Source organism: Pseudomonadota bacterium (genome assembly GCA_018817425.1).
Taxonomy (GTDB): domain Bacteria; phylum Desulfobacterota; class Desulfobacteria; order Desulfobacterales; family RPRI01; genus RPRI01.
Window position 1 is genome coordinate 45,207 of the sequence record JAHITX010000011.1, and the last position, 25,305, is coordinate 70,511.

Here is a 25,305-nt window from a genome sequence, read left to right on the forward strand (position 1 = left end):
ACATGGCAGTTGTTGAATCAGCAGGCATTAGTGATGTCGGAAGAAAAAGAAAACAGAACGAAGATGCCATATATATCGACAATTCCATGAACCTTTTTGTAGTTGCTGATGGTATGGGCGGACACAATGCCGGAGAAGTGGCCAGCTCTATTGCTGTGGATACTATCCGTGATTATATGAAACGTTTTGAAGATAATACTATTGGTGTCGAGGAGCTTAAAGATTCTGATATCTCTCTTTCAAAAGACGCTAACCGGCTTATTTCAAGTATTCATCTTGCCAATAAAGGAATTTATAGTTTATCTAAAAGCAATGAAGCATATGAAGAAATGGGAACAACTGTTTCAGCGGTTCTTTTTACTGAAAATAATTTAATTGCAACCAATGTGGGCGATAGCCCGATTTATCTTATACATAATGGTAGCATAGAACTACTATCTGTACCACATACTGTTTTAGCTGAACAGATGGCTATTGATCCGCAAAGGGCCAAAATGCTTGAGCACCATTTCAAGCACATGTTAACCCGGGCTGTCGGCATAAAAGAAACGATAGAGCCTGATATATACGAAACTCCCTACTTCCAGGGAGACGTATTAGTATTAAGCTCAGACGGACTATCAGACAATGTTACGCCTGAAGAGATACTTGAAACAGTAAGACAAGAACACCCTCAGAAGGCATGCAGTTTGCTCGTTGATCTTGCAAATGAACGCGGCGGCAATGATAACATAACCGTTATTGTTTTAAAGGTTAAGAATAAAAAAAATCGAAACGGCCTGATGAAAGGATTGATGTCAAAGCTAAAAAACTTTTTTAAATAGTTTTTTATTATTACTAACCTTTTTAAATGAGGTATTGCAATGCCGACTCTAACACTTAAATTCAAAGATAATGTTATTTCCGAATACGTTCTTGAAAAAGAGAAATCGATTAATATCGGAAGGCGGGAAGATAACAATATTGTTATCGACAATCTTGCCGTATCCGGTCACCATGCCAAGATAGATTCGGTTGGTGAAGGTTTTTTGTTAACCGATCTTCAAAGTAAAAACGGCTCCTTTGTTAACGAACAGTATGTAAGTTCACACTGGCTTCAACATGGAGATAACATTACAATAGGCAAACATAGTCTTTCTTTTCAATACAAAGATACTGAAACCAAACCCGAAGCCACCGCTTCAGAAGATATGGATCAGACTATGGTTATGGATACCGATGCGTACAAATCTATGCTTGCTAAGAGTACTCCTAATGCCGCTTCACTACAGGCAGCTAAAACTCAGATAACTGAACCTGCCGCTATGCTATCATTTATATCAGGGGGAACAGGAGAAATAGGGCTATTAAAAAAACTTTTCAAAATTGGAAAAGCATCAACAAATGACATAGTAGTAGGCGGATTTCTGGTAGGCAAGGTTTCAACCACTATAAGCAAAAGGCCAAGCGGATATTTTTTAAGTCATGAAAGCGGGTCAAAACCAAAAGTCAACGGAACTGCTGTAAGTGAATCTGTTAAACTTAAGGATTTTGATGTTATAGAAATCGGTTCTGCAAAGATGAGATTCTTGTTAAAATAGCTTATATGTTGTGAATATTGTCATTGATTTTGTTGTTTCAAATAATTTTAATGCGAGAGTTGATAATCTTCGTATCAATAGTAATGTTTTTTTGCAAAACACTATATACTTCTATTTTTCCCCATCCGCTTCATTTCCCAAGACTGCCCAATTTTTATTTTCCATTTAACACAGGAGACCTTTAATGGAATTTTTTCATAATGACAAACCAACAACACCGGAACAAAAGAGCATCTACACAGAAGGTGAAAATCCCGAGAAAGATGCCTGGTATGTCGCTTTTTTTATTGAAAATCACCTCGATTATAACTCATATCCCGAACAGGTTGCAACTCCCGAACAGGTGAGGTTTATGGTTTATACTCAAGAAGACGAGCGTTATTATCCATGTTCCGATAAAATGTTTGAAAGCATAATGAATCGTAATGATCAAGCTTTTGTGCATGAAAAATATAATGCTGTTCTTGAGCGGATACTTAATGTTGTAGATGATCAGATAGAAGATGAAAACGAAAATAATTTTCTCAAATCTTTAATACAAATTAAGTTCATGCATGAAACAAAAGATACTATTATGCTCCCGTCGCGTCTTGAAAAGCGGCTGCTTAGAATATTCATCAATCATTCAAACATACTAGATCCTTATTTATGTGACAAAGCCTTTCGGAATGTTTCTACCAGAAAAACCTTGAAATCGGAATCCTGCAAAAAAGCCTTAAACATTGTAGACCCATCATATTTTAAAGATATTCCAGGTACAATTTCCGATATCAGAAAACTGGCTGACTACCTTGAACTTAAAAGACTATTTACTCTTTGTGTAGAAAATTCCCTTTGGACATCCGCTAAATCGGCCGGATATACTGAAGAAGATTTTTTGAAAATATTCGAAAGAAAATTTACAGGAAATGGAGCCGAACTGCTTTTTGACCTTCTTTGCAAAAGCGACAGTAATAGCGGGCAGGAGTTGCGCAAGAAGATTCTATGGCTTATAGACGAAGCCGGTGAAGCTGTTGTGGATATAACAATCGTAAAATATCTTGCAAAACTTGGTCATAAAATAATTCTGGTGTTTAAGGAAGGGCCTCTTTTTACAAAAGCTACTTTTTATGATGCAATGGGAGATGAAACCATGGCTGAAGATCTTAAAGGAACATATTTTATAAAAGACAGCCATCTGGGGAAAAATGAACTGATCAGGATTATAAGAAGCGATAATGATATCATGGCAATATCGGACGGAATTTTTGAAAATATAAATCTTCTTCTTACATCTACAACTTTTGCCAGGTTTTTCAAAGAAGTCGATTTTATTATTTCAAGGGGTTATGACCAGAAAAGGCGGTTTTTCAACTCCCATTTCCAATTCACACAGGATATTTTTAATATTTCATCCGGTGAAAACGATTCGGTAAATATAAGCTACAAACCAAAACATCCTTCTGTGATTAAATTTTCCTATGAGAGTTTAGAAATAAAGGCAAATACAATTATCAACCAGATGTCTGAATCTAAGAAAAAGGGTATGACTGTTATTTTTTACAGTGGCATAATTGGTTCTATCCCAGGAAAAATTAAAATGGCCAAAAAAATTATGTCCGTTTTCATCCAGCATCTTAGGGAACGCTTTTCTATGACATTTATAATTAATCCTTCAGAATACTACGAAGAAGGGATGGATGCCGATGATCTGATGTATATGTGGGAAATAGTACAAAGAAGCGGTTTGATCGACATATGGAGATTTCAGACATATGATGACATAGTTGAAACTTTTCAGATCCTGGGAAGAAAAGTTCCTCCCGAATGGGTAGGTAAAGATGCAACGTTTAGCACCGGGTGTACAAAAGAGATGAAAATAGCAAGTGAAGTCCTCAAAAAACATCCCGAAATGCAAATCAGTGGTCCTTCAGAAGATAAATTTATGAGACGAAATGAATATGGAGTGGGCAAGATGTATGACCAGAGGCTTGGCGCTATCTGCAATTTCTAATTCTTTTTTAAGACTTGATCGACTTTCAATATTAGCTAAAAAGACTATTTAAAGAGCCAGTTTCAAAACGCCCCATTTTGGCCGATCTCTGCGTTGGGCTCAAATTTCGCACGAAGTGACACGTAGTGAAGCATAAGCGCTAACCTTTAGCGCTATCCTCAAAATACTAAATTGTATTCCTGTGGTTGAAATTTTCTCCCGCCTTGAGCTTGAGCAAGCTGAAACGTTTTGAAAGTGGCTCTAAAGTTTTACTATATTGTGCCGATAAATAAATAGACAGCTGTTTAGCACCTCGGAAGTAAAACGTTGGATTTTTTTATGGGTATGTATGTGATCCACTTCAAATACTTCCTTATTCAATCGGAAAGGGAAAAAAAGAGATGTTTGTAATTATAGGTATTGTAGTGGTTATTGTAAGTGTTTTTGGGGGTTTTGTGTTGGAAGGAGGCCCTTTAGCTGTCATTATACAGCCGGTTGAATTTTTGATTATAGGTGGTGCAGCACTTGGAGCGCTTTTCATTTCGGCCCCGGCCAGCCTTCTTAAAGATGTAATGGGTAAAATAATTGGTACAATGAAAGGCTCTTCAATAAGCAAGCAAACATACCTTGATCTTTTAAAGCTCCTGTTTGATGTTTTTCAGTTAAGCCGTAAAGACGGACTTATAGCTCTTGAGGGCCATATTGAAAATCCTGAAAAAAGCACAATTTTTACCCAATACCCTAAATTTTTAAATAATCACCATCTTCTTCATTTCATATGTGATACATTTCGTCTTGTAGTGCTTGGAGGGGTAGCTGCCCACGATATGGAAGCTCTTATAGACTGTGATATTGAAACTCATCACAGCGAAGGATCAAAACCGGGCATGATTCTTCAGAAAATCGGTGATTCAATGCCTGGGCTTGGCATCGTGGCTGCTGTGTTAGGTATTGTTATAACAATGCAGGCCATTGATGGTCCGCCTGAAGTAGTTGGACATAAGGTTGCGGTTGCTCTTGTAGGAACCTTTCTTGGCATATATCTTTCGTATGGTTTTATTCAGCCACTTGCCACAAATATCGATTTGGCCAATGATGATGAATCTAAAATCTATGATGCAATCAAGGCGGGTATGATAGCCTTTGCAAAAGGACTAAATCCTATAATAGCAGTAGAATTTGCAAGGCGCTCTATTCCAAGTGATTACAGGCCTGAATTTCAGGAAATGGAAAACCATGTAAAGGGTAAATAAAATGAACGATGAAACACTTCCCCCGATTATAGTTATTAAGAAAAAAAAAGGCCATGGCGGTCATCACGGAGGAGCATGGAAGGTTGCATATGCAGATTTTGTTACTGCTATGATGGCACTATTTATAGTTTTATGGATTGTAGGACAAAGCAAAGAGGTAAAACAATATATCGGCGCCTATTTTAATGACCCGGGAATTTTTGAGTCCGGCAGAACCGGAGGTATTCTCCCTGAAAAGGAAAAAGCTATGTCCTTGCCGCCTTCGCCGATACCGGCAGACAAACGTGCCTTTGAAATGGAGACACTAAAAGCAGAAGCGTCAAAAATCTCAAAAACTATAGACCAGACTCCGGAATTTGACAGGTTTAAGGATAAGATTATGGTATCTGTGTCAAATGAGGGTATGCGAATTAATCTTGTTGAGGCATCCGAAGGCCTTTTTTTTGATATAGGCAAGTCTCAAATAAAGCCTGAAACGGTAAAGTTATTACATGTACTTGCAGCATCACATCTGGGCAAACTAAAAAACGGAATCATAATTGAGGGCTACACAGATGCAAGGCCCTATGTATCTTCTTCCGGCTATTCCAACTGGGAACTAAGTACTGAAAGAGCCAATAGCGCAAGAAAGATACTGGAAGAAGGCGGCTTGCGAAAGGATCAGATACTTGAAGTGCGAGGTTTTGCAGACAGAAATCTAAGGCTTCCTGATAAGCCTTTAGACTTTTCAAACAGAAGGGTAAGCATTCTTTTACCCCTGTCATGGTCTGATAAAAAGGGATCTGCGCAAACGGATCAATACGCACCCATTAATATGTCTAAACCTGAGATACAGAAAATTGGTAATATTGTTAGGGAATAAGTAATACAGGCAATTCGGAGGTTTCAGCTATCCTGTGAGATATACCGCCCAACCAGTATTGGCTGAGCCAGTCTTTCCCGGTTCTGCCCATCACAATCATAGAAGCATTATTCTTTCGCGAAACATTGATAAGTTCAGGCACTGTCCGTCCGGAGGTCAGACTTGTTTCCGAATCAATACCCGCATCTTTCAGACGATTTTGGTATTCTTCAAGTCTCTTGCGGCTTTCTTTTTTAATTTCCTTAAACTGGTCAGGGCTCATAGCTTTAGTTATTTTAAAACCGATATTATGAGCTACTATAATTTTAGAAGCTAATCCCTTAAGAGATATCAGAGCTTCAAGTGCGTTTTCCGAAGGGCATGACCAATCTGTAGCAAGCATGGGACGGTCAAAAATATGCTCATTAACCTTTGTTATTATTTCTCCGTCTTTTTCATATTCAGCCAGGTACTTGTTCATCAATATCGGGATAGGGCTGCGGCGTGCAAGATCCAGCAGGTGTGTTCCCACATAAACTTTTTCCAGTAGTGAGCGTTTTTTGCTTCCCGCGACAATTATATCCACTTTTTCTTTTTCAGCTATGGAAAGTATTACGGCATTCGGCATGCCGACTTCAATTTGTATTTTGCTTTTAACACCTTTTTTCGCAAGAATATCAACCCAATTCTCAAATTTATCTGAGACTTTTTTCTTAATTTCCAATTCTTTTTCTTTTTGATAACCTCCATAAGGAACAAAAGCGACACTGTCTCTTGGAATAACATAAACCAGCACAACTTCTTTAAGACCAATTGCTCTAAGATCTGTTATCTCCTCAAGAGCGCTAATTGCATTGTCTTTAAAACGTGTATTAAACAATATTTTTTCAAATTTCATTTTTCACCTGCCCCAGAAAAAGATAAAAGTTACTAATATATAAACCGGAATAAGTATCAAAAGTGTATATTTGATGATATAGCCGAAAAAGCTGGGCATAGGAGTGCCTGCTTCTTCGGCTATGGATCGTACCATAAAATTGGGGGCATTGCCGATATAGCTGCAAGCTCCAAAAAAAACAGCTCCTGTAGAAATGGCCTCAAGATATATCGGGTGTTCGGCAATAAGATAAGCTATGGCAGCCGATTCCGGTAATGATGCGCAATAACTTCCCAAAGCAGTATTGAAAAAAGTCAGATAAGTGGGTGCATTGTCAAGAAAGCTCGAAAATACCCCTGTAATCCAGAAAAAATGAACCGGATCCTGAACTGAATTAATAATAAAAGCCAGGGCTCCTTTGCTGCCTGCTTTTAAAATCAGCAAACATGGAATCATAGTAATAAAAATACCAATAAAAAGATAAGCAACTTCAATGATCGGTGCCCATGAAAAATTATTTTCTTCATAAACGGTTATGTTTGTGGTTACAATTGATAAAGTTCCTATCATAAGTAAAAGCCCGTTACGAACCAGATCCTGCACAGAAGTATGTACACCAAAGATTGATACTTCTCCCCAGTCTGCTATGCCGCTCATAAGAACTGCGCCTACAATTGCTGCTATTAAAAGAAAATTGTGCTTTCCCTCTATCCCGAAAGGTACTTTTTTATTTAGGTTTATTGGTGAAGGTTTCTCGCGACGGTAGTGATATGAATCCATAAAAAAATAAATTATAAGAAGTAATCCTGCAACCAGAATCATATGAGGAGCAATATTAAGTGTCCAGAAAAAAGGCACGCCATGTAAAAAACCCAAAAAAAGCGGTGGATCACCCAAAGGCGTCAGGGCACCGCCTACATTGGCGATTAAAAATATAAAAAAAACCACCATAAAAGTTCTGTTTTTGCGATGGCTGTTTGCCCTCAAAAAAGGACGTATCATAAGCATTGCTGCTCCGGTAGTACCCATCCAGGAAGCCAGCAAAGTTCCTATTATAAGCATGCAGGTATTTACAACAGGAGTCCCAACCAGAGTACCGCGCAGCAAAATACCACCCGATACGGCATAAAGTGACCAGAGCAGTATAATAAAAGGTATGTAATCAATGATTATAATATGAAGGATTTCATATAAAGCAATTCCGCGAAATATAGCCAACCCTGGAATGGCTAACAGAGCTGCCCAGAAAAAGGAAATTTTGCCGAAATGATGATGCCAGAAGTTTGGGGCAAGAAGAGGAAAAAGAGCTATTGAAAGAAGCATAAAACCAAAAGGTATACAACTCCAGAGCGGAAGAATTTCTCCTATGTTCATATGATTTGTCGGCGATTCGGTGTCGCTGCCAAAAACAATTGCAGGAATCACTAGTGCTATTAGAAACAAACCGAAAATAATCTTTCTGTCAATCTTCATATGTTACATTCCTCTTTTAGTGAGGCTGATGTATATTAAATTTGATCTAAAATAACAAGTGAGCCACTTTCAAAACGTTTCAGTTTGGTCAAGCTCAAGGCGGGGGAAAATTTCAACCACAGGAATACATTGAGTATTTCGAGGATTGAAATTTGAGCCCAACGCAGAGATCGGCCAAAATGGGGCGTTTTGAAACTGGCTCAAGTATTTGTCCTTTTGGAAAACCTATTCTAGGCAAATCACGTTGTCAAGCAAATTACAATTTATGATCTTTTAGGCAATTTTAATCTTTATCTTATCCGGAAAAAGCTCATTGATATTTTCAGCACTGCAAATCCCCCTTTCGGTGATAAAACCGGTAACAAGCCTTGAAGGGGTAACATCAAATGCAAAATTAGCAGCAGGACTTTCTTTTGGAGTAATAAGAACGCTTTTTATAATATCTATATCAAGTCCCTGAACATAACGCACTTCATCCGGATCTCGCAACTCAATAGGCATATCTTTTATATTATCAATATTCCAGTCAAAAGTGCTTGATGGAAGAGCTACATAAAAAGGGATATTATTATCTTTTGCGGCCAAAGCTTTCAGATAAGTCCCTATTTTGTTGGCAACATCTCCTTTATATGTTGTTCTGTCGGTTCCAACAATTACAATGTCAACCATGCCGTTTTGCATAAGGTGCCCGCCTGCATTGTCGGTTATTACCGTATGTTTTACACCGCTTTTTCCCAACTCCCATGCAGTTAATCGTGCTCCCTGATTAAGCGGTCTTGTTTCATCAACCCAGACATGGACATCCATCCCTTTTTCATGAGCAGCATAAATTGGAGCTGTTGCTGTGCCGTATTCTACACAGGCAAGCCAGCCGGCATTACAATGAGTTAAAATATTTACTGTAGCATTATTTTTGTTGCGGCTTATCTTCTCTATTATTTCACGGCCATGAAGGCCTATATCCTTGCAGTTTTTAACTTCTTCTTCAGCTATTATTGCTGCCTCATCTCGAGCTGCAAAAATTTTATCCTGAATTTTATCAACAGAAAGAACCTTTTTTAATACTCTGTCAACTGCCCATACAAGATTTATAGCTGTCGGCCTTGCAGATTTTATTCTGTTACACTCATTTACAATAAAATCATTTCCGCCCTGGTTTTTTAAAAGACTAAGTACGGCAAGATAAACCCCGTATGCTGCCGTTACTCCTATAAGAGGAGCTCCTCTAACGTACATATCTTTAATCGCAGTTATCACATCATCAACGGTTTTAAGATCAACGATGATAAACTTGTGCGGAAGAAGCCTCTGGTCAATAATTTTGACGGCATCCTGTTTGTCATCAAGCCATATTGGCCGAAGAGGTATTGGGGGGGGGGATTTTGTTTCTTTCATTGTTTTTTTGCTTTCGATTTTTTTATAAAATATTAGGGTTCAAGAACAACTTGTGTTTTGCAATAAGCTTTTATTCTCTTTATAAAAAAGTATTCGTTCTTACGGTTCAAAAAGTGGCACTATACAAAATTTATCAACATCAACAAGCCCTTTATCGGTAATTTTAAGTTCAGGAATTACAGGAAGGGCGAGAAATGAGAGAGCCATAAACGGATCGGCAAGTAATGAGCCGAAAGATTGAGCAATTGAAACAAGATGTTTCATATCTCTGTCAATATCACAAACGGTTTCATCTGACATCAGGCCGACAATAGGAAGACAAAGCGTTGCGCAAACATTTCCGTCACATGCTGCTGATAGTCCTCCGCCCATTTGAATAACCGCATTTGCTGCAACTTTCATATCTTCATCATTTGTTCCTGCAACAATTATATTGTGGGAATCATGTGCAACGCTTGATGCAATTGCTCCTTTTTTCAGGCTTAAACCTTTGACAAAACCTTTGCCGATATTACCTGTGCTTTTGTGCCTTTCAATAACACAGATTTTTAAAATATCATTTGATATATCGGAAACAGCCATACCGTTTACAATATTTGTTTTTGAAACAATATGACGGGTTATAATCTGATCCGGTATAATTTCTATTACTTTTATTTTTTCAGATTTATAAGAAATGGAAAAATCAATATCGCTTATTTCAACATTCATTGCAGAAGGCAGCAAAACAGGTTCGGGTTTTCTAACCTCATTTTCTATCACCCCGTTTTGCGCCAAAAGCACTCCTCTTGAATACACCTGCTCTATTAAAGGATTATTCAAATCCTTAAATACAACAAAATCGGCATGCCTTCCCGGAGCGATAGCGCCTTTTTCATAAAGGCCGAAATAATTTGCAGGATTTATTGTTGCCATTCGTATTGCAGTAATAGGATCAATTCCGTATCTTACGGCTTCTTGTACCATTGAATCTATATGACCTCTATTGATAATATCGCCGGGGTGGCGGTCATCGGTACACCACATAATCCGATGAAAATTCTTTTCATTCACAAGAGGAAGCAGAACCGAAAGATTTTTTGCAGCAGTACCTTCCCTTATCATTATATGCATTCCGGCTGACAACTTTTCTTTTGCTTCTGCAATTGTTGTGCATTCATGGTCGCTTGAAATGCCTGCCGCTAAATATGCGTAAAGGTTTTTCCCGGATAAACATGGAGCATGCCCATCGATAGGTTTTTTATGTTTTTTTGAAAGTTCTATTTTAGCAAGGATATCCTGATCGCCGTAAATAACACCTGGAAAGTTCATCACTTCCGCAAGTGATACAATGCGTTCGTTATTCATATAGGGAAAAAGATCATTAGCAGTAAGTTTTGCGCCTGAAGTTTCCATATCACTTGCCGGAACACAAGAAGGCAAGGAAAAGTATATATCAATCGGCTGATTCCTGCTTGATTCGATCATATAATCTATTCCGGTTTTTCCCAAAACATTTGCAATCTCGTGCGGGTCTGCAACAACACAGGTAGTGCCTCTGGGAAAAATCGCTCTTACAAATTCCGTTATACAGGACATGGAACTTTCTATATGAACATGTGCATCAATAAAACCAGGTGCAACAATACTGTTTTTAAGATCAACAATTTTTTTTGCCTTATAAGATCCGAAACCTGAAAAAAACCCTCCGGTAACAGCAAAATTTCCGGGCATGATTTCGCCTGAAAACACATTTATGATGCGGGCATTTGTAAAAAGTATGTCTGCTTCTAAATCTCCAAGGGAAGCTTTTATTTTTAAACCAAGGTTCATATCATTATCGGATCTTTTTTAATGTTGGAGGCAAGAAGATTTATTTTATCCATAATATCTTCTATATCCAGGGTTAAAAGCTTTTTATTCTTTACTACCACTTTCCCGGAAACAACCACATCTCTAACATCAGAGCCTGTTGCCGAATATACTATATGCGAGACAGGATGATACATCGGAATCAAATGAGAAACATTTGTGTCTATTATAATGATATCGGCCTGTTTTCCTTTTTCTATGCTTCCGGTTTCATTGCCAATTCCTATAGCTTCTGCTCCTTTAATTGTTGCCATTTTAACTACGGTTTCGGCATCCATAACTGTGGGGTCAAGGACATTAACTTTATGCAACTTAGCTGCGGTATCCATCTCCTTAAACATATCAGAGTCATTATTGCTTGCGCAACCGTCAGTTCCAAGGCCCACTGTGATTCTTTCTTTTAAAATTTTTGGCACAGGCGATATCCCGGATGCAAGTTTCATATTACTCTGGGGATTATGGGAAACTTTTGAGTTATGCGTTGATATAATCTTTATATCATTTTCATCAATCCAAACAGCATGAACAAGAAGTGTGTTTTCATCAAGAATCCCTGTTTGCTCAAGATACTTTACAGGTGAAACCGAATGCTTTGCCATAATTGTATCATATTCATCTTTTGTTTCAGCCACATGAATCTGAAATAGTATATTGTGAGATGAAGCAATCTGTTTTGCTTTTTTAAGTGTCTCTTCCGAACATGTATAGGGTGAATGACAAAAAATTGAGGGTGTAATCAATGAAGATACGTTTTGCCATTTTTGCACAAAATTCAGAGCTGTTTTTATATTGTTTGCCGGATCCAAAACTCCTGGTGCGGCAAAATCAATCACGCCATGCCCTAAAACAGCGCGCATCCCTGATTCAAGCACGGCTTGTGCAACTTCTTCCTCAAAAAAATATCCGTCACAGCAACTTGTAGTGCCCGAAAGAAGCATTTCGGCACATCCAAGATAAGAAGCAACCCTTACAGTTTCGGGATTCATATACTTTGCTTCTAAAGGGAAAATATAATTATTGAGCCATTCGGAAAGCAAAAGGTCATCGCCTATCCCTCTTAAGATAGTCATCGGAAGGTGTGTGTGGGTGTTTACCAGCCCCGGAATTATTATTCCGCCTTGAGCATCAATTATTTCTTTTGCTTCCGGAAGGGGGGCGGTTAAGGGTTTTGATGATACTTCTACTATCTTGCCGTCAGTAATAAAGACAATGCCGTCTTTTATAATATCAAAATCTTTATTGACCGTTACGATTATTCCATTATGAATTATAATATCGTATTTCATGATCAAATCATATCCAGCGCAATGTTTCTGACTTTTTCTGCTGCTTTTTTAATATCTAATGTGAGAAGCTTTCCATTTTCCATAACTACTTTGCCGTTTATAATAGATGTTTTTACATCACTTGCTCTTACGGCATGTACAAGAACAGATACCGGATTATACATGGGAGTAAGATGCGGCTTTTTTGTCTCAATGATTATTACATCGGCTTTTTTGCCTACTTCGATAGAACCGGTTATATCAGATATGCCAAGGGCCCTTGCTCCATCTATGGTTGCCATTTTCAAAACCGATTCGGCATTCATTGCAGTGGGATCAAGAGTACTGACTTTGCCGAGTTTTGCAGCCATATTCATTTCATGGAAAATATCAAGATTGTTATTGCTTGCACAACCGTCTGTTCCGATACCCACGCATATTCCCTGTTCCAATAATTTTGGAACAGGCGCAATGCCTGAAGCAAGTTTCATGTTGCTTTCAGGATTATGGGCAATTTTGGCATCATATTTTTTTAAAAGCGAAATGTCGTTATCGGTCAAATGAACACAGTGACAGGCAAGAAGGTTTGAAGACAATACTCCGATATCTTCTAAGAATCCAACAGGCGTAAGCCCATATTTTGCTTTTATTTGTAAGATTTCACTTTCAGTTTCTGCAACATGGATAACCAGCAAAAGATCATTTTTTTTAGCAAGCAAAGCTGCATTTTTAAGAAGTTCAGGTGCGCAAAGATATGTGGAATGAGGCTCTACGGCAATCTTTATCAAAGGATCATCGCGATACTTTTCGATAAGCATTTTAGTATATAAAAAGCCTTTTTCTATAGGCCCGTAATTTGGCGAAGGAAAATCATAAAGCACTTCACCAACTAACGCACGTAACCCTGCATCAGAAGCTGCCATGGCAACATGGTCTTCAAAAAGATACATGTCGCAAAAGCAGGTGATACCTGATTGAATCATTTCCGCGCAGGCAAGAAGTGCCCCGTCATAAACTCTTTGCTGTGTGAGCTTCGATTCTGCCGGAAAAATATGGTTATTGAGCCAGTCCATCAGAGGCAGATCGTCTGCAAGACCTCTGAATATAGACATTGATGCATGGGTATGCGCATTTATAAGACCAGGCATAATTATGCCGCCTTTTGCATCAATAACCTTTGCAGCCTTATACGAAGAGAGTTCTCCGGTTTTGCCCGTTGCTGTTATGATATCTTTGTTTACAGCCACAGCACCGTTTTCTATTATGGTATTTTCACGGTCCATTAAAACAAGTGTGCCGTTTAATATCAGAATATCCGCAGAAAGCTCATTCATTAATATCTCTTATAACCTTTCTTATTATTACTCCTATTTTGGGAGTTATGTTTCTTGCTGTTTCAATGATTTCATCAATTGAAGAAGGTGAAGGGTTATCAGGGTTATGAACATTGGTTATTGCCGAAAGACCGAGAATCCTCATGCCGGCATGAACACCGGAAATTACTTCCTGCACTGTGGAAAAGCCAACCGCATCGGCGCCTATTGTTTTTAAAAAACGGACTTCTGCGGGAGTTTCAAGGGAAGGTCCCAAAAGCCCGGCATAAACACCTTTCTTTAAAGGCAGGCCATCTTCTTTTGCTGCATTTAAGGCGGATTCAATTAAATTTTTATCATATACTGCACTCATATCAGGAAACCTGACACCCAGGCTATCGTCATTAGAACCAACAAGCGGATTATAGCCGGTCAGGTTTATATGATCTGTTATTACCATTATATCCCCAGAAGAAAATGATGTATTAAGCCCCCCTGCGGCATTTGTTAAAATCAGGAATTTTACTCCAAGTTCCTGCATAACCCTTATGGGAAAAGTAACCTCAAGAGGCGAGTAACCTTCGTAGAGATGAAAACGCCCCTGCAGGACTATAACTTCATGTTCTTCAAATTTTCCAACAAGAAGCTTGCTTATATGGCTTTCAACCGTAGAAACCGGGAAATTAGGAATGTCTTCGTACCGGCAGGAATAAGAAATATCCATTGCCTGCATGCTCTCACTTAAACCGGTACCGGAAAGAATAGCTATTTTAGGGATATTTTTGATATATTTTCTTAAAAACGCAGCGGTTTTTTTTGCAATTTTACCTGATGTTATCATATGATTTTACCAATTTGGAAATGATTTTAATAAATTTAGAAATATTTAATATACTCTTTATAATTAGTCAACAATACCGCTGTCTTTAAAATGTGCAAGTTTTAGCGTATCGCCCGAAACAGTTTTTAAATATCTCGGCAACATAGGTATTTTTCCTCCTCCTCCCGGAAGATCTTTCATATATTGCGGGACACAAAGGCCGGATAATCCATAAAGAGATTGCATTATATTCAGCCCATCTTCAATAGTTGTTTTAAAATGAAGGGTTCCTCTTACCGTATCCAGTTGATGTATATAGTATGGCTTAACCCTTATCATAACGAGCTTTTTCATCAGAGTCTTCATTATGTCCGCATCGTTATTAATACCGCTTAAAAGCACTGTCTGGCAGCCAAGTGGAATTCCGGCATCAGCAAGAGTAGCACATGCAAGAGCGGCTTCTTTTGTTATTTCATCCGGATGATTAAAATGGACATTTATAAAAAGAGGATGATAGCAGCGTAATATATCCGCAAGATCTTTTGTAATCCTTTGAGGAAGCGTGCATGGAATTCTTGTGTGAATCCGCAGTATTTCAATATGGCCGATTGCTCTTAAATCTTTTAAAATATTGCCTAACTTTTTGTCTTCCAAAAGCAAGGGGTCGCCACCTGAAATCACAACCTCACGTATAGTTTTGGTTTTTTTGATATATTCTATGCCTGTGTTAATTGTTTCATCCGTTATTGCCAAAGAGTGCCCGACTTTTCTTTTTCTCATACAAAAGCGGCAATACATTGCACATTCGGCAGAAACCATAAAAAGTACCCTGTCAGGATAACGATGAATCAAGTTTGGTACCGGAGACTGAATTTCCTCACAAAGCGGGTCGGGATCAGTAATAGTATTAAAATCTTCGATTTCTTTCAGATCCGGAATAGCCTGTTTGCCTATAGGGCAATTCGCATGTTTGATTAAGGAAAGATAGTAAGGATTTATGCGCATAGGGTATGTTTTTATTATTTTTTCTATATTATTTTTTTCAACCGGCAATATCTCCAAAAGCTCTTCGGATTTTATTATGCTGTTTTGCACAAGATCATGCCAGTCTGAAAAATCTTTATAATTAAATTGTTTCAAGTTAAATGGGTCCTTAATAATTATATTTATTAACAGAACAAGAATAGTATATTATTAATTATAATAATCAACTAATTCTGTCGATTAAAGAAAATTTATAAATCAACCATGTTGAAAAGCTAAAGAAATGAAAAGAAGATGTAAATGGGCAGGCCCTGATCCTGTGAGCCACTTTCATAACGTTTCAGTTTGGTCAAGCTCAAGGAGGGAGAAAATATTAACCACAGGAATACATTGAGTATTTCGAGGATTAAAATTTGAGCCCAACGCTTAAGATCGGCCAAAATGGGGCGTTTTGAAACTGGCTCCTGTATATATTGATTATTACGATAACAAGTGGGGCTTTGAAGTTCACGCCGATAGAATTCTTTTTGAATTTCTGGTTCTTGAAGGGGCACAGGCCGGTTGGAACTGAATTATATTTTTTTAAAAAAAGAAATAATTACAAAAAGGCTTTTAAATTTTTTGATCCCAAAATAATATTTGCCCATGAATCAAATAAGATAGTACCACTTCTTCCAGATAAAGGCATAATAAGGAACAAACTGTTTTCGTTATGAAGAAATAAAAAACGGCCTCGTAAAAATATAAAATTAAATTTTAAACGAAGCCGTTATATTATCGTTTGCTTCCGCGTTTGGATGCCTTGATTGGATTAACTTTTGTTTTTGCTACAGCAGCGGTTGCAATATGAGTCGCAAAATTGCAATTCCCGTTTTTCCACTTTAAGGAAGGTTCCGGATAGGAAGCGCAATACCAGCCAGAAGAGGTTTCGATGCTTTTACCGCAACCTTTGCATTGTTCAATTATTTCATGGCATGATCCGCCGTTATATGAACAACCTTTAGCTGCCATAAATGGACATTCCCTACCGTTTTTTATTGTTGTACAAACCATTCTTATCACCACCTTTTACGAAATATAAAAGCAAAAAAAAGACCTATGTAAACACTTTAGGCCTTTTATCAAGCTACTAAATTGTATCGAAGGACTCGAAAGCCCATCAAATTTTTGGCTTAATATAATCAATATTATTGCTTTGTCAAGAATAATTATCGACAGCAAGGCAAGAAAATCAATAATTATTTTGCCTTAATTCAAATATGATAGACTCGTAAAAAGCCGGAATATACCTGTTTCGTCATGCCGAACCCGATCCTGCATCCAGTAATTTCAATAGGTTCTGGATACCGGCTTTCGCCGGTATGACGACTTGAGGTGTTTTTATGAATTCATCAAATATAGCCTGCTTTTTATTGTTACAAAATCTTGTCTAAATTTATTCATTATGATAGAAGCGTTCAGATTTTTGTAGTTTTTTCGCAATTAAAACAGAAGCCGATTTTTGCTGCAAACAAAGTGTTGGTTTAGATTTCAATAACTTTAGATAAATTTTATGCAAAGGCCTCAGGGAGAGATTATGCTAAAACGATTTTTACCAAAAGAAACGGGGTTTTTTGAATTTTTCGAACGGCAAATAGCTCTTACCATAAAAGGAGTCGAAGAATTTTTAGAGCTTGTAACAAATGCTGATAATATTGAAGAACGGGTAGAACGGATTAAAGAAATAGAACATCAATCAGATAATGTAACTCACGAATGCTATAGCGCTTTGCGTAAAACTTTTATCACTCCTTTTGATCGCACGGAGATCATTGCCATGATCAAAAAGCTTGATGATATAATGGATGCCACAGATTCGGCAGCTGAGCGCATTTTGATATACGAAGTAACGGAATTTCTTCCTGAAATGAAAGAAATTGCACTTTTACTTTTAAAAGCCTCCATGGAACTTCAGCAAGCATTAAAAATGTTGAATAAGCCCAAAAAGCGGGAGGCCGTACTTAATAGCTGTGTTATTATTCATAAACTTGAAAATAGCGGCGATGATGTTTTACGCAAAGGGCTTGCTAGGTTATTCAAAGAGGAAAAAGATCCTATTAAGCTTATAAAGTATAAAGAAATACTACAGGATCTTGAATGTGCTACAGATTTTGCTGAGGAAGTGGCTAATCTGATTGAAGGAGTAATACTAGAGGAAGATTAGAGATGGCTCCCATATGGTATGTTGTAATATTTACTGTTATTATTGCGCTTGTTTTTGATGTTATCAATGGTTTTCATGACGCGGCCAATTCTATAGCCACCGTTGTTTCAACCCGTGTTCTTTCTCCACGACTTGCCGTAATTTGGGCGGCATTTTTCAATTTTATTGCCATGTTTGTTTTTGCACCAAAGGTAGCGGATACCATCTCTAAAATCATTCATATAAATGCTAATGATCCTGCTTATGTGTATGTAGTATTATCAGGTCTAATCGGAGCAATTGTATGGGATTTACTGACTTGGTGGTGGGGGCTTCCGACCAGCTCCTCCCATGCTCTGATAGGCGGTTTTGCGGGTGCCGGAATTACATATGCAGGCTTTTCTGCACCAAGGTGGGATAAATTATTTGCTACAATTACTTTTATACCGGTAGCACCTCTTATGGGTTTTGTGCTTGGTTTGCTTTTTATGTTCCTTGTATTATGGATTTTCAGGAGATGGCGCCCAAAACAGGTGGACAATTTATTCCGGAAAGGTCAACTTTTTTCTGCAGCTCTTTATTCACTTGGGCATGGAGGTAATGACGCCCAGAAAACCATGGGAATTATTATTGCCCTGCTGGTTGCTTCCGGCGTCATGGATAGCACAGTCACTCTCAGTCTGAGTGATTTTTCCACAGCATGGATTATACTGTCATGCCACCTTGCGATGGCTATAGGTACTGCATTTGGGGGCTGGCGGATAGTTAAAACAATGGGTATGAAAATTACCAAGTTAAAACCTGTTGGAGGGTTCTGCGCCGAAACAGCCGGAGCTCTTACACTCTTTTTTGCAACCTATGCGGGGATTCCTGTTTCAACAACGCACACCATTGCAGGATCAATTGTCGGAGTAGGATCTACATCCAAGCTTTCAAGCGTAAAGTGGGGTGTAGCGGCACGCATAGTCTGGGCATGGGTTATTACTATTCCTGCTTCAGCCCTTGTTGCTTCATTATTTATGTATGCGATGCAATTTTTGCATCCTCATTTTTGAAGGTCCCGTTCCTTTTTCAAAAGGTCCATAGCTTTATCTCCATCCGCCTGGGACCATCGTTTAAAGGAATCAATCTTTATATCAAAGATATTCAGTGTTCTTGCCACACTTTGATCTACTATATCCTGGATTGTTGCAGGTCTTGTATAAAAGCTTACAGCAGAAAGAGTGATGATAGCGCCTATATCGACTGCCTGGGACATCAACCTGAAATGACCCTTGTGAAAAGGTGATTCTCCAAGCATTAAAACAAGTTTTCTTCTCTCCTTCAGTGTCACATCCGCAGCTCTGATCAAAAGATTAACGCTGAAGGAATTAGCAATTCCGGATAAAGTCTTTATGGAACAAGGAATGACAACCATACCGATTGTTTCAAATGATCCGCTTGCGATAGAAGCCCCAACATTATCGATATCATGGTAATAATGTGCAAGCCCCTTTACATGATCTATCGAACAATCCGTTTCCAATCGAATTATTTTTTCAGCAGCATTAGATAAAACAAGATGTGTTTCAATATCCGTATCCTTTAACAGCTCCAGCATTCTTATGCCGTAAATTGCACCCGTAGCTCCTGATATTCCGATTACCAATCGTTTTTTCATGAAATTCCTCTTTAGCTAAATTTGTATAAATACTAACAATCACATAAAGGTATGGCAATATTTATTTTACAGTCTTGATCTTCAATGAAAATATATAAAAGATGAAGCCAATTATTTGACCTGATTAAAGTATTTTAAGATTCCTCACTTACGTTCCAAATGACATTTATTCTAGTTGTGGCACAGTCTCAAAGTCAGGAATATCGTAATTCCAATTGGTTCTGGATACCGGATCAAGTCCGGCATGACGGTTTTGATTGTTTGTGCATAACCATTATTTCTAAATGCAGTTACCCTGGGTGTCAGCCTTTAAAATCGAGAATCATTTTCACAAGGGATACCACCGTTATCGCCATCCATTTTTGTATAAAACAGTTCCGAATAAAGAACTCAGCCTCCGCACGAGACGTCATTTCACTGTCGGATTCTTTGGAACTTGTATATTGCAGAAGGAAAGAGAGTAACTGTGGCCTTCATATACCGGAACGGCGCGTTAGCGGAATCTCGATTAGGTGAAAGGCTTGTGGCTAGAGCCAGTTTCGAAACGTCCCATTTTGGCCGATCTCTGTGTTGGGTGAAAAATTTAATCCTCGAAATACTCCATGTATTCCTGCGGTTAAAATTTTCACCCGCCTTGACCTTGACCAAACTGAAACGTTTTGAAAGTAGCTCGTTAGTATATTATTTTGCACGAAGATACAGATCTTTCTGATTTGATCCTGGTGATTGCCGTTCTTCTGTCATAAAGAGATCTTTTTTTGCTCTGACAAGATCAGAGAGCTTCTTGTACCCGTATAACCTGGAGTCAAAGTCAGGTTGCAATTTGGTAAGGTAGCTCCCAAAAGTGCCAAGCTGTGCCCATCCTGCGTCGTCAGTTGATTGCTCTAATGCTGTGAGAACGAATTTTTTGGGAAATTTTTGGGCTGGCTCAGTCGTTTCGGGAAGGGTGTGAGTTATCATAGGTTTATTCTCATTTTCATCCTTTCCTGACAGGCTAACTGGATCGTTTTTAATGCGTGGACGAAGGACTTCAGTAAACACAAACTTGTGGCAGGCATTTCTGAACGCCTCCGGCGTTTTCTTTTCACCAAATCCAAGAACTGTAAGGCCCTCTTCTCGCAAACGCATGGCAAGACCTGTAAAATCACTGTCGCTGGTGATTAGGCAGAAACCATCGAATCTTCGAGTATATAGCAAATCCATTGCATCGATGATCAGAGTGCTGTCTGTGGCATTTTTTCCGGTTGTGTAGGCAAATTGCTGAACCGGCTTTATGGCGTATCTCTGCAACACCTTTTTCCAGGAAGCACTTGTTGGAGCAGTAAAATCCCCATAAATACGCTTTACAGTTGCTTCCCCAAATCTTGCAATTTCTGCGAGAAGACTCTCGATGACAGCAGCTTGAGCATTATCAGCGTCAATTAAAACTGCCAGTTGAAGGGTTGGCTCTTCGGATTCAATTTTTGCTACTAATCGTGGGGATGTCATGATGACTCCTGTTTTATAACAATATATTGAACAGTTTCCTCTCAATAACGGTGGTTTCTTTTTTAAAATTAGCTTCGGGTTTCTTTATCATGTTTTCAGTTAGAAATCTATAAGTATTATGATAATGTTCGGTTAATTGGTTTTAGCAAGATAAGGATTAAGCCTTCCGGGCCATGCATGGCCGCCTTCTTCTATTCTGTAAAAAAGTACTTTTACTCCTTCACTGCCTTTTCCATATGTATAGCATTTTTTGAATGATGACCTGTAGTTTCTTCCGGGTGTTTGAGGATTTAATATCAAATAACATAAATGTAATTATTTATGGCTTATATTACATATTTGTTTATAAGATAAAGCAGATTTATATACGGTTACTTAATTTATTAATTTGTTATATCAAAAGTTTATAAATATTAATTTGAGTATGGCACAGTGATTGCTCAAGTATTAAGGCAATTGGTGCTATTGCCAAGTTCGCAATAAATAACGGGAGGGATATTTAAATGAAGAAGATTGAAGCTATAATTAAACCTTTCAAAATTGATGATGTGAAAGATGCTATTAATGAATTGGGAGTTAAAGGGATGACCGTTACCGAGGTAAAAGGCTACGGTCGTCAGCGGGGCCACAAAGAAATATATCGGGGGGTGGAATACGAAACTAATTTTATTCCCAAGATTAAAATTGAAACTGTTGTGGATGCTTCAATGGTTGAAGCTGTGATAGAAGCAATAAAGAAAAGTGCATTTACCGGAACTGTAGGAGACGGAAAGATATTCGTTCTTACGGTTGAATCGGCTACACGAATCAGAACCGGGGAAAAAGACAAGGATGCATTATAATTTATTTAGATATAAGCATAAATATTAACAAAAGTATTTTAAACCTGGGGAGACAATGAAAATGAAAAAGATGTTATTAATACTAATTTTTATGGCGTGCATTTCAACAGCTTTTGCAGCCGATCCTGAACCTACGGCTGTTAGCAATAAAGAAGCAATTGAACTGGTGCAGACACATGCTAATTATTTATGGACACTTGTTGCGGCTGCGCTTGTTTTTTTTATGCAGGCTGGATTTGCAATGGTTGAGGCCGGATTTACCCGTGCAAAAAATGCAATTAATATAATGATGAAAAATCTTATGGATTTTTCTTTAGGTTCTTTAGCATATTGGGCTGTTGGCTTTGGGCTCATGTTTGGAGTAACTACAACCGGCTGGTTTGGAACCTCCGGGTTTTTCTTAAGCGATTTCACGCCGGGCGGAGATCCATGGGTTCTGGCCTTCTGGATGTTCCAGGTTGTGTTTGCAGCAACAGCAGCAACTATTGTGTCAGGCGCTATGGCCGAGCGTACCAAATTTTCGGGGTATCTTATATACAGCGTTATTATTAGTGCTCTTGTATATCCGATATTCGGCAGCTGGGCTTGGGGAAGTCTTTTTAATGGCAAAGGCTGGCTGGAGGGTTTAGGCTTTATAGATTTTGCAGGTTCAACTGTAGTGCACTCAGTAGGTGGATGGTCAGCTCTTGCCGGTGCCATAGTATTGGGGCCACGCATAGGAAAATACGGGAAAGACGGAAAAATCAAACCAATTCTGGGACATAATATTACACTTGCTGCTCTTGGAGTCTTTATTCTCTGGCTGGGATGGTTTGGTTTTAACCCTGGTTCAACTACTACAGCAGATAAAAGCATAGCAATGATTTTTGTTAATACAAACCTTGCGGCGGCTGCCGGATGCACTATTGCCATGTTCGTTTCCTGGATCAAATTCGGAAAACCGGAAGTCGGCATGAGTTTAAACGGTGCTTTAGCAGGGCTTGTTGCAATAACTGCAGGTTGTGCAAATGTAACTCCCAGCAGTTCAATTATTATCGGTGCTATAGCAGGGGTATTGGTTGTATTTTCTGTTCTGTTTTTCGATAAGATAAAGATAGATGACCCGGTAGGAGCCATTTCAGTTCACGGCGTATGCGGTGCATGGGGAACTCTTGCTGCCGGAATATTTAATATGGAAGGAGCAACGCTTGCTATAGTTGGGGTACAGGCTTTAGGTATTGTATCCTGTTTTCTCTGGACATTTCCAACTACATTTTTACTGTTCAAACTTATCTCTAAAACTATTGGTTTAAGAGTTTCACCTGAAGAAGAACTGGAAGGATTAGATCACGCTGAACATGGCGGTATGGCCTATCCTGATTTCGTACAGCAGTAACACATCATACTTTCCTGACTCCCCCTCTACAGGAAAAAAAGAGCCCGGTTTGTTAAAGAGCCGGGCTCTTTAATTTTATCAGCGTTTCTGCGGAGTATAATTAACAGTATTATACATATTAAGTTCTGCCACGCTTGCTTCTTCTACTTCCGTATAATACAGAGCCCCAGCATCAATGCCGCTATTTTCTATAAACTCTGCAATAGGTTTTACCATAGGCAACATTTCCATATATGGGGCAATAATAAAAATAAAAACCCATATAAGAAAAAAGCACGAAAAAAGATACACCCACTTTTTGAGAAGTAACATCAGATGCAAAAACCTATATTTTATCTAAATTGCTGCTGTAATTTCAGGAAATACCAGGTAAAACATAACATATGCCATAACAAGAGTTAGAATCAGATTAAGAGTTTGACCAAATAAATATAGTATGAGTGGTTTTCCTCCTTTAAAGTGATGTGAGAGTTCCCTGAAATTTGTTGCCAATCCAATACTGGTAAACGCCAGGCAAAAAAACCAGCCTCTTCCGATTTTAGATAGGCCACCTATAACTCCATGATCTATGATGGCATAACTGACATCTTTTCCCATATAACCATATATAAGAGAAAAAACTATAGAAGCAGCGATGAAACCAATAACAAACTTGGGGAAACGGTACCAGATTTCCATAGCGCTTACCTTCTGTCCTGGAATGCAGTCAACTTTTGCACACCAGTATACGGCAACGCCAAATGCAATTACACCGATCATAACATTTTGTATCATTTTTACCGTAGCTGCGACATAAAGAGCCTTGTCGCTAAGAAAAGCACCCGCTGCGGCAACTGCTCCTGTAGCGTCTATTGTTCCACCCATCCAGGCGCCTCCGAGAACATGAGGCATTCCGACAGCCTTAATAAGTGCCGGCATTATAATCATCATAATAGAAGTAAAAACAAGTGAGAGACCAACAGCTAAAGTCAGTTCTTCCTTCTTTGCCCTGCATGCTGCGGCAGTAGCAATAGCAGCAGAAACTCCGCAAACGGACATATCTGCCGATATTGTAATGTTAAGTGTTTTGGAAGGCATTTTAATTACTTTTTGTCCGAAAATATATGTGGTAACAAGTACAATAGGTGTTACAACCCAGGCAACGAAAATACCGGGAATTCCTATCGAAAGTATTTTGCCAAACAGTATTTCCGCTCCCAGCAATACCAGACCGGTCTTGATATAATATTCAACCTGTACAGCAGGCATAACCCATTTGGGAGTTCCAACAGTATTGCTGATTATCAGTCCGAAGAGAATTGCCCATGCGGCGTATCCTATGCCATAATGTTTCATTGTAGAATTTGATGCGGCAGTATATGCAAGAACAGCTATTATAAACACAAAAACAAATCCTAATAAGAATTTTCTCATATCTTTATTCATAACCTGTCTTCCGATACCGAAAAAAAGTGCAATTATAATCATAAGGCCAAAAAGATATGGGATCTGGTTATATGCTTTTACCTTGGCTTTGGACTTAGCTTTTGATGCGGCGAGATGAGCTTTTTGCCATTTGTCAATGGTCTCAACAGCAGCTGCATTAAGAGAAGAATCATTGAACCTGGATAATTTTGCGATATTTTCAGCAGTCGTGGCAACTTCAAGCGCTTCTTTTTCTTTTATCAGTGCTTCCTGATATTTTTTTTCAGCTTGTACTTTTTTTGCTTCTGCTGCTTTGCTACTCATAAAAAAAGCTTCAACCGGATTATTGCTCCATTTATGAGGTTTGTTTGTAAAGTTTTTTATTGTATTTCCTATGTCTGAGTTTGTAGCTTTGAGTTTCTTTTTGGAATCGGTTGCTTCATACCATGCAATAGATTTAAAAGGGGTGCTTTTTGCTTCTTTAGCAAGAGTTGCATTTGCTTCTTTGATTTTTTCGTGCATATTTTCCGGCCCAAGCGGAAAATAAATAATAATCCCGATAATCAGCAATATAAAACCAAGCCAGATAGACCAGTAATCCTCCTTATTCCATAAATCAGAAAGACTGCCTTTTGCCTGGTCAAGGACAATATCGGATGATTGATTTGTCGCCATAAGCCAACTCCTTTCTTGATATGAATTTATAATAAAGATATTAAAATATTAACTC

Annotated in this window: 25 protein-coding genes; 11 read left to right on the plus strand and 14 right to left on the minus strand. The window is 38.4% G+C overall.

All coding sequences use genetic code 11. The features are described from left to right. The first annotated feature begins 2 nt into the window (after positions 1 to 2). From KKC46_02550 to KKC46_02570, 5 genes are all read left to right on the plus strand, one after another. Entirely contained in the window at positions 3 to 824 is an 822-nt protein-coding gene (locus tag KKC46_02550; protein MBU1052692.1) for a protein phosphatase 2C domain-containing protein, read from the plus strand. 39 nt (positions 825 to 863) lie between these two features. Next, positions 864 to 1,580 carry an FHA domain-containing protein gene (locus tag KKC46_02555; protein MBU1052693.1) on the plus strand — a complete coding sequence of 239 codons (717 nt, stop codon included), beginning with the start codon at positions 864 to 866 and terminating at the stop codon, positions 1,578 to 1,580. Between the two features lie 232 nt (positions 1,581 to 1,812). Then, positions 1,813 to 3,573, plus strand: a complete 1,761-nt coding sequence (locus KKC46_02560) for a hypothetical protein (GenBank protein ID MBU1052694.1) — start codon at positions 1,813 to 1,815, stop codon at positions 3,571 to 3,573. 380 nt (positions 3,574 to 3,953) lie between these two features. Continuing rightward, the gene (motA, locus tag KKC46_02565; protein ID MBU1052695.1) at positions 3,954 to 4,805 is read left to right on the plus strand and encodes a flagellar motor stator protein MotA; all 852 of its coding nucleotides are present in this window, start codon (positions 3,954 to 3,956) and stop codon (positions 4,803 to 4,805) included. A 1-nt stretch (position 4,806) separates the two neighbouring features. After that, positions 4,807 to 5,667 carry an OmpA family protein gene (locus KKC46_02570; protein ID MBU1052696.1) on the plus strand — a complete coding sequence of 287 codons (861 nt, stop codon included), beginning with the start codon at positions 4,807 to 4,809 and terminating at the stop codon, positions 5,665 to 5,667. Here the strand turns inward: KKC46_02570 and KKC46_02575 are convergent. The 8 genes from KKC46_02575 to KKC46_02610 form a co-directional block, all read right to left on the minus strand. Continuing rightward, a complete protein-coding gene (locus KKC46_02575; GenBank protein MBU1052697.1) occupies positions 5,657 to 6,544 on the minus strand; it encodes a universal stress protein in 888 nt (295 codons plus the stop codon). The two genes, KKC46_02570 and KKC46_02575, sit on opposite strands and share 11 nt — an antisense overlap. Before the next feature lie 3 nt (positions 6,545 to 6,547). Then, positions 6,548 to 7,996, minus strand: a complete 1,449-nt coding sequence (locus tag KKC46_02580; GenBank protein ID MBU1052698.1) for a sodium:proton antiporter — start codon at positions 7,994 to 7,996, stop codon at positions 6,548 to 6,550. 273 nt (positions 7,997 to 8,269) lie between these two features. After that, the gene (gene mtnA / locus KKC46_02585) at positions 8,270 to 9,391 is read right to left on the minus strand and encodes an S-methyl-5-thioribose-1-phosphate isomerase (protein MBU1052699.1); all 1,122 of its coding nucleotides are present in this window, start codon (positions 9,389 to 9,391) and stop codon (positions 8,270 to 8,272) included. 99 nt (positions 9,392 to 9,490) lie between these two features. After that, positions 9,491 to 11,203: an adenine deaminase gene (ade, locus tag KKC46_02590; protein MBU1052700.1), complete on the minus strand. Its 1,713-nt coding sequence runs from the start codon at positions 11,201 to 11,203 to the stop codon at positions 9,491 to 9,493. Then, positions 11,200 to 12,528: an amidohydrolase gene (locus tag KKC46_02595; protein ID MBU1052701.1), complete on the minus strand. Its 1,329-nt coding sequence runs from the start codon at positions 12,526 to 12,528 to the stop codon at positions 11,200 to 11,202. The genes ade and KKC46_02595 overlap by 4 nt, the downstream gene beginning before the upstream one ends. Positions 12,529 to 12,530: 2 nt before the next feature. Beyond that, on the minus strand, positions 12,531 to 13,841 hold the full coding sequence (locus KKC46_02600; GenBank protein ID MBU1052702.1) for an amidohydrolase: 1,311 nt from the start codon (positions 13,839 to 13,841) through the stop codon (positions 12,531 to 12,533). Then, positions 13,834 to 14,661, minus strand: a complete 828-nt coding sequence (locus tag KKC46_02605) for a purine-nucleoside phosphorylase (GenBank protein ID MBU1052703.1) — start codon at positions 14,659 to 14,661, stop codon at positions 13,834 to 13,836. The genes KKC46_02600 and KKC46_02605 overlap by 8 nt, the downstream gene beginning before the upstream one ends. A gap of 63 nt (positions 14,662 to 14,724) precedes the next feature. Beyond that, positions 14,725 to 15,780: a KamA family radical SAM protein gene (locus KKC46_02610; GenBank protein ID MBU1052704.1), complete on the minus strand. Its 1,056-nt coding sequence runs from the start codon at positions 15,778 to 15,780 to the stop codon at positions 14,725 to 14,727. A 295-nt stretch (positions 15,781 to 16,075) separates the two neighbouring features. On the opposite strand from KKC46_02610, the gene KKC46_02615 reads away from it, so the two are divergent. Continuing rightward, on the plus strand, positions 16,076 to 16,195 hold the full coding sequence (locus KKC46_02615) for a DNA-3-methyladenine glycosylase I (protein MBU1052705.1): 120 nt from the start codon (positions 16,076 to 16,078) through the stop codon (positions 16,193 to 16,195). Further along, the gene (locus KKC46_02620; GenBank protein ID MBU1052706.1) at positions 16,167 to 16,340 is read left to right on the plus strand and encodes a DNA-3-methyladenine glycosylase I; all 174 of its coding nucleotides are present in this window, start codon (positions 16,167 to 16,169) and stop codon (positions 16,338 to 16,340) included. The genes KKC46_02615 and KKC46_02620 overlap by 29 nt, the downstream gene beginning before the upstream one ends. A 58-nt stretch (positions 16,341 to 16,398) precedes the next feature. Here KKC46_02620 and KKC46_02625 read toward each other — a convergent pair whose 3' ends face one another. Then, on the minus strand, positions 16,399 to 16,677 hold the full coding sequence (locus tag KKC46_02625) for a PxxKW family cysteine-rich protein (protein ID MBU1052707.1): 279 nt from the start codon (positions 16,675 to 16,677) through the stop codon (positions 16,399 to 16,401). Between the two features lie 523 nt (positions 16,678 to 17,200). Here KKC46_02625 and KKC46_02630 point away from each other — a divergent pair. Both KKC46_02630 and KKC46_02635 read left to right on the plus strand, forming a co-directional pair. Beyond that, on the plus strand, positions 17,201 to 17,827 hold the full coding sequence (locus KKC46_02630; GenBank protein ID MBU1052708.1) for a DUF47 family protein: 627 nt from the start codon (positions 17,201 to 17,203) through the stop codon (positions 17,825 to 17,827). Positions 17,828 to 17,829: 2 nt separating this feature from the next. Further along, on the plus strand, positions 17,830 to 18,861 hold the full coding sequence (locus KKC46_02635; protein ID MBU1052709.1) for an inorganic phosphate transporter: 1,032 nt from the start codon (positions 17,830 to 17,832) through the stop codon (positions 18,859 to 18,861). Here the strand turns inward: KKC46_02635 and KKC46_02640 are convergent. The 3 genes from KKC46_02640 to KKC46_02650 all read right to left on the minus strand — a co-directional run bounded on the left by KKC46_02640 (position 18,852) and on the right by KKC46_02650 (position 21,254). Beyond that, a complete protein-coding gene (locus KKC46_02640) occupies positions 18,852 to 19,466 on the minus strand; it encodes a UbiX family flavin prenyltransferase (protein ID MBU1052710.1) in 615 nt (204 codons plus the stop codon). The genes KKC46_02635 and KKC46_02640 overlap by 10 nt on opposite strands. Before the next feature lie 681 nt (positions 19,467 to 20,147). Beyond that, the gene (locus tag KKC46_02645) at positions 20,148 to 20,954 is read right to left on the minus strand and encodes an NYN domain-containing protein (GenBank protein ID MBU1052711.1); all 807 of its coding nucleotides are present in this window, start codon (positions 20,952 to 20,954) and stop codon (positions 20,148 to 20,150) included. Positions 20,955 to 21,086: 132 nt separating this feature from the next. Continuing rightward, the gene (locus tag KKC46_02650) at positions 21,087 to 21,254 is read right to left on the minus strand and encodes a hypothetical protein (GenBank protein ID MBU1052712.1); all 168 of its coding nucleotides are present in this window, start codon (positions 21,252 to 21,254) and stop codon (positions 21,087 to 21,089) included. Between the two features lie 203 nt (positions 21,255 to 21,457). Here KKC46_02650 and KKC46_02655 point away from each other — a divergent pair, with 203 nt between their 5' ends. After that, entirely contained in the window at positions 21,458 to 21,796 is a 339-nt protein-coding gene (locus tag KKC46_02655; protein ID MBU1052713.1) for a P-II family nitrogen regulator, read from the plus strand. Between the two features lie 61 nt (positions 21,797 to 21,857). Beyond that, on the plus strand, positions 21,858 to 23,171 hold the full coding sequence (locus tag KKC46_02660) for an ammonium transporter (GenBank protein MBU1052714.1): 1,314 nt from the start codon (positions 21,858 to 21,860) through the stop codon (positions 23,169 to 23,171). 78 nt (positions 23,172 to 23,249) lie between these two features. Here the strand turns inward: KKC46_02660 and KKC46_02665 are convergent, their stop codons facing one another. Together KKC46_02665 and KKC46_02670 are read right to left on the minus strand one after the other, a co-directional pair. Beyond that, positions 23,250 to 23,387, minus strand: a complete 138-nt coding sequence (locus tag KKC46_02665) for a hypothetical protein (protein ID MBU1052715.1) — start codon at positions 23,385 to 23,387, stop codon at positions 23,250 to 23,252. A gap of 120 nt (positions 23,388 to 23,507) precedes the next feature. Continuing rightward, positions 23,508 to 25,250 carry a putative sulfate exporter family transporter gene (locus KKC46_02670; protein ID MBU1052716.1) on the minus strand — a complete coding sequence of 581 codons (1,743 nt, stop codon included), beginning with the start codon at positions 25,248 to 25,250 and terminating at the stop codon, positions 23,508 to 23,510. Between the last annotated feature and the right edge of the window lie 55 nt (positions 25,251 to 25,305).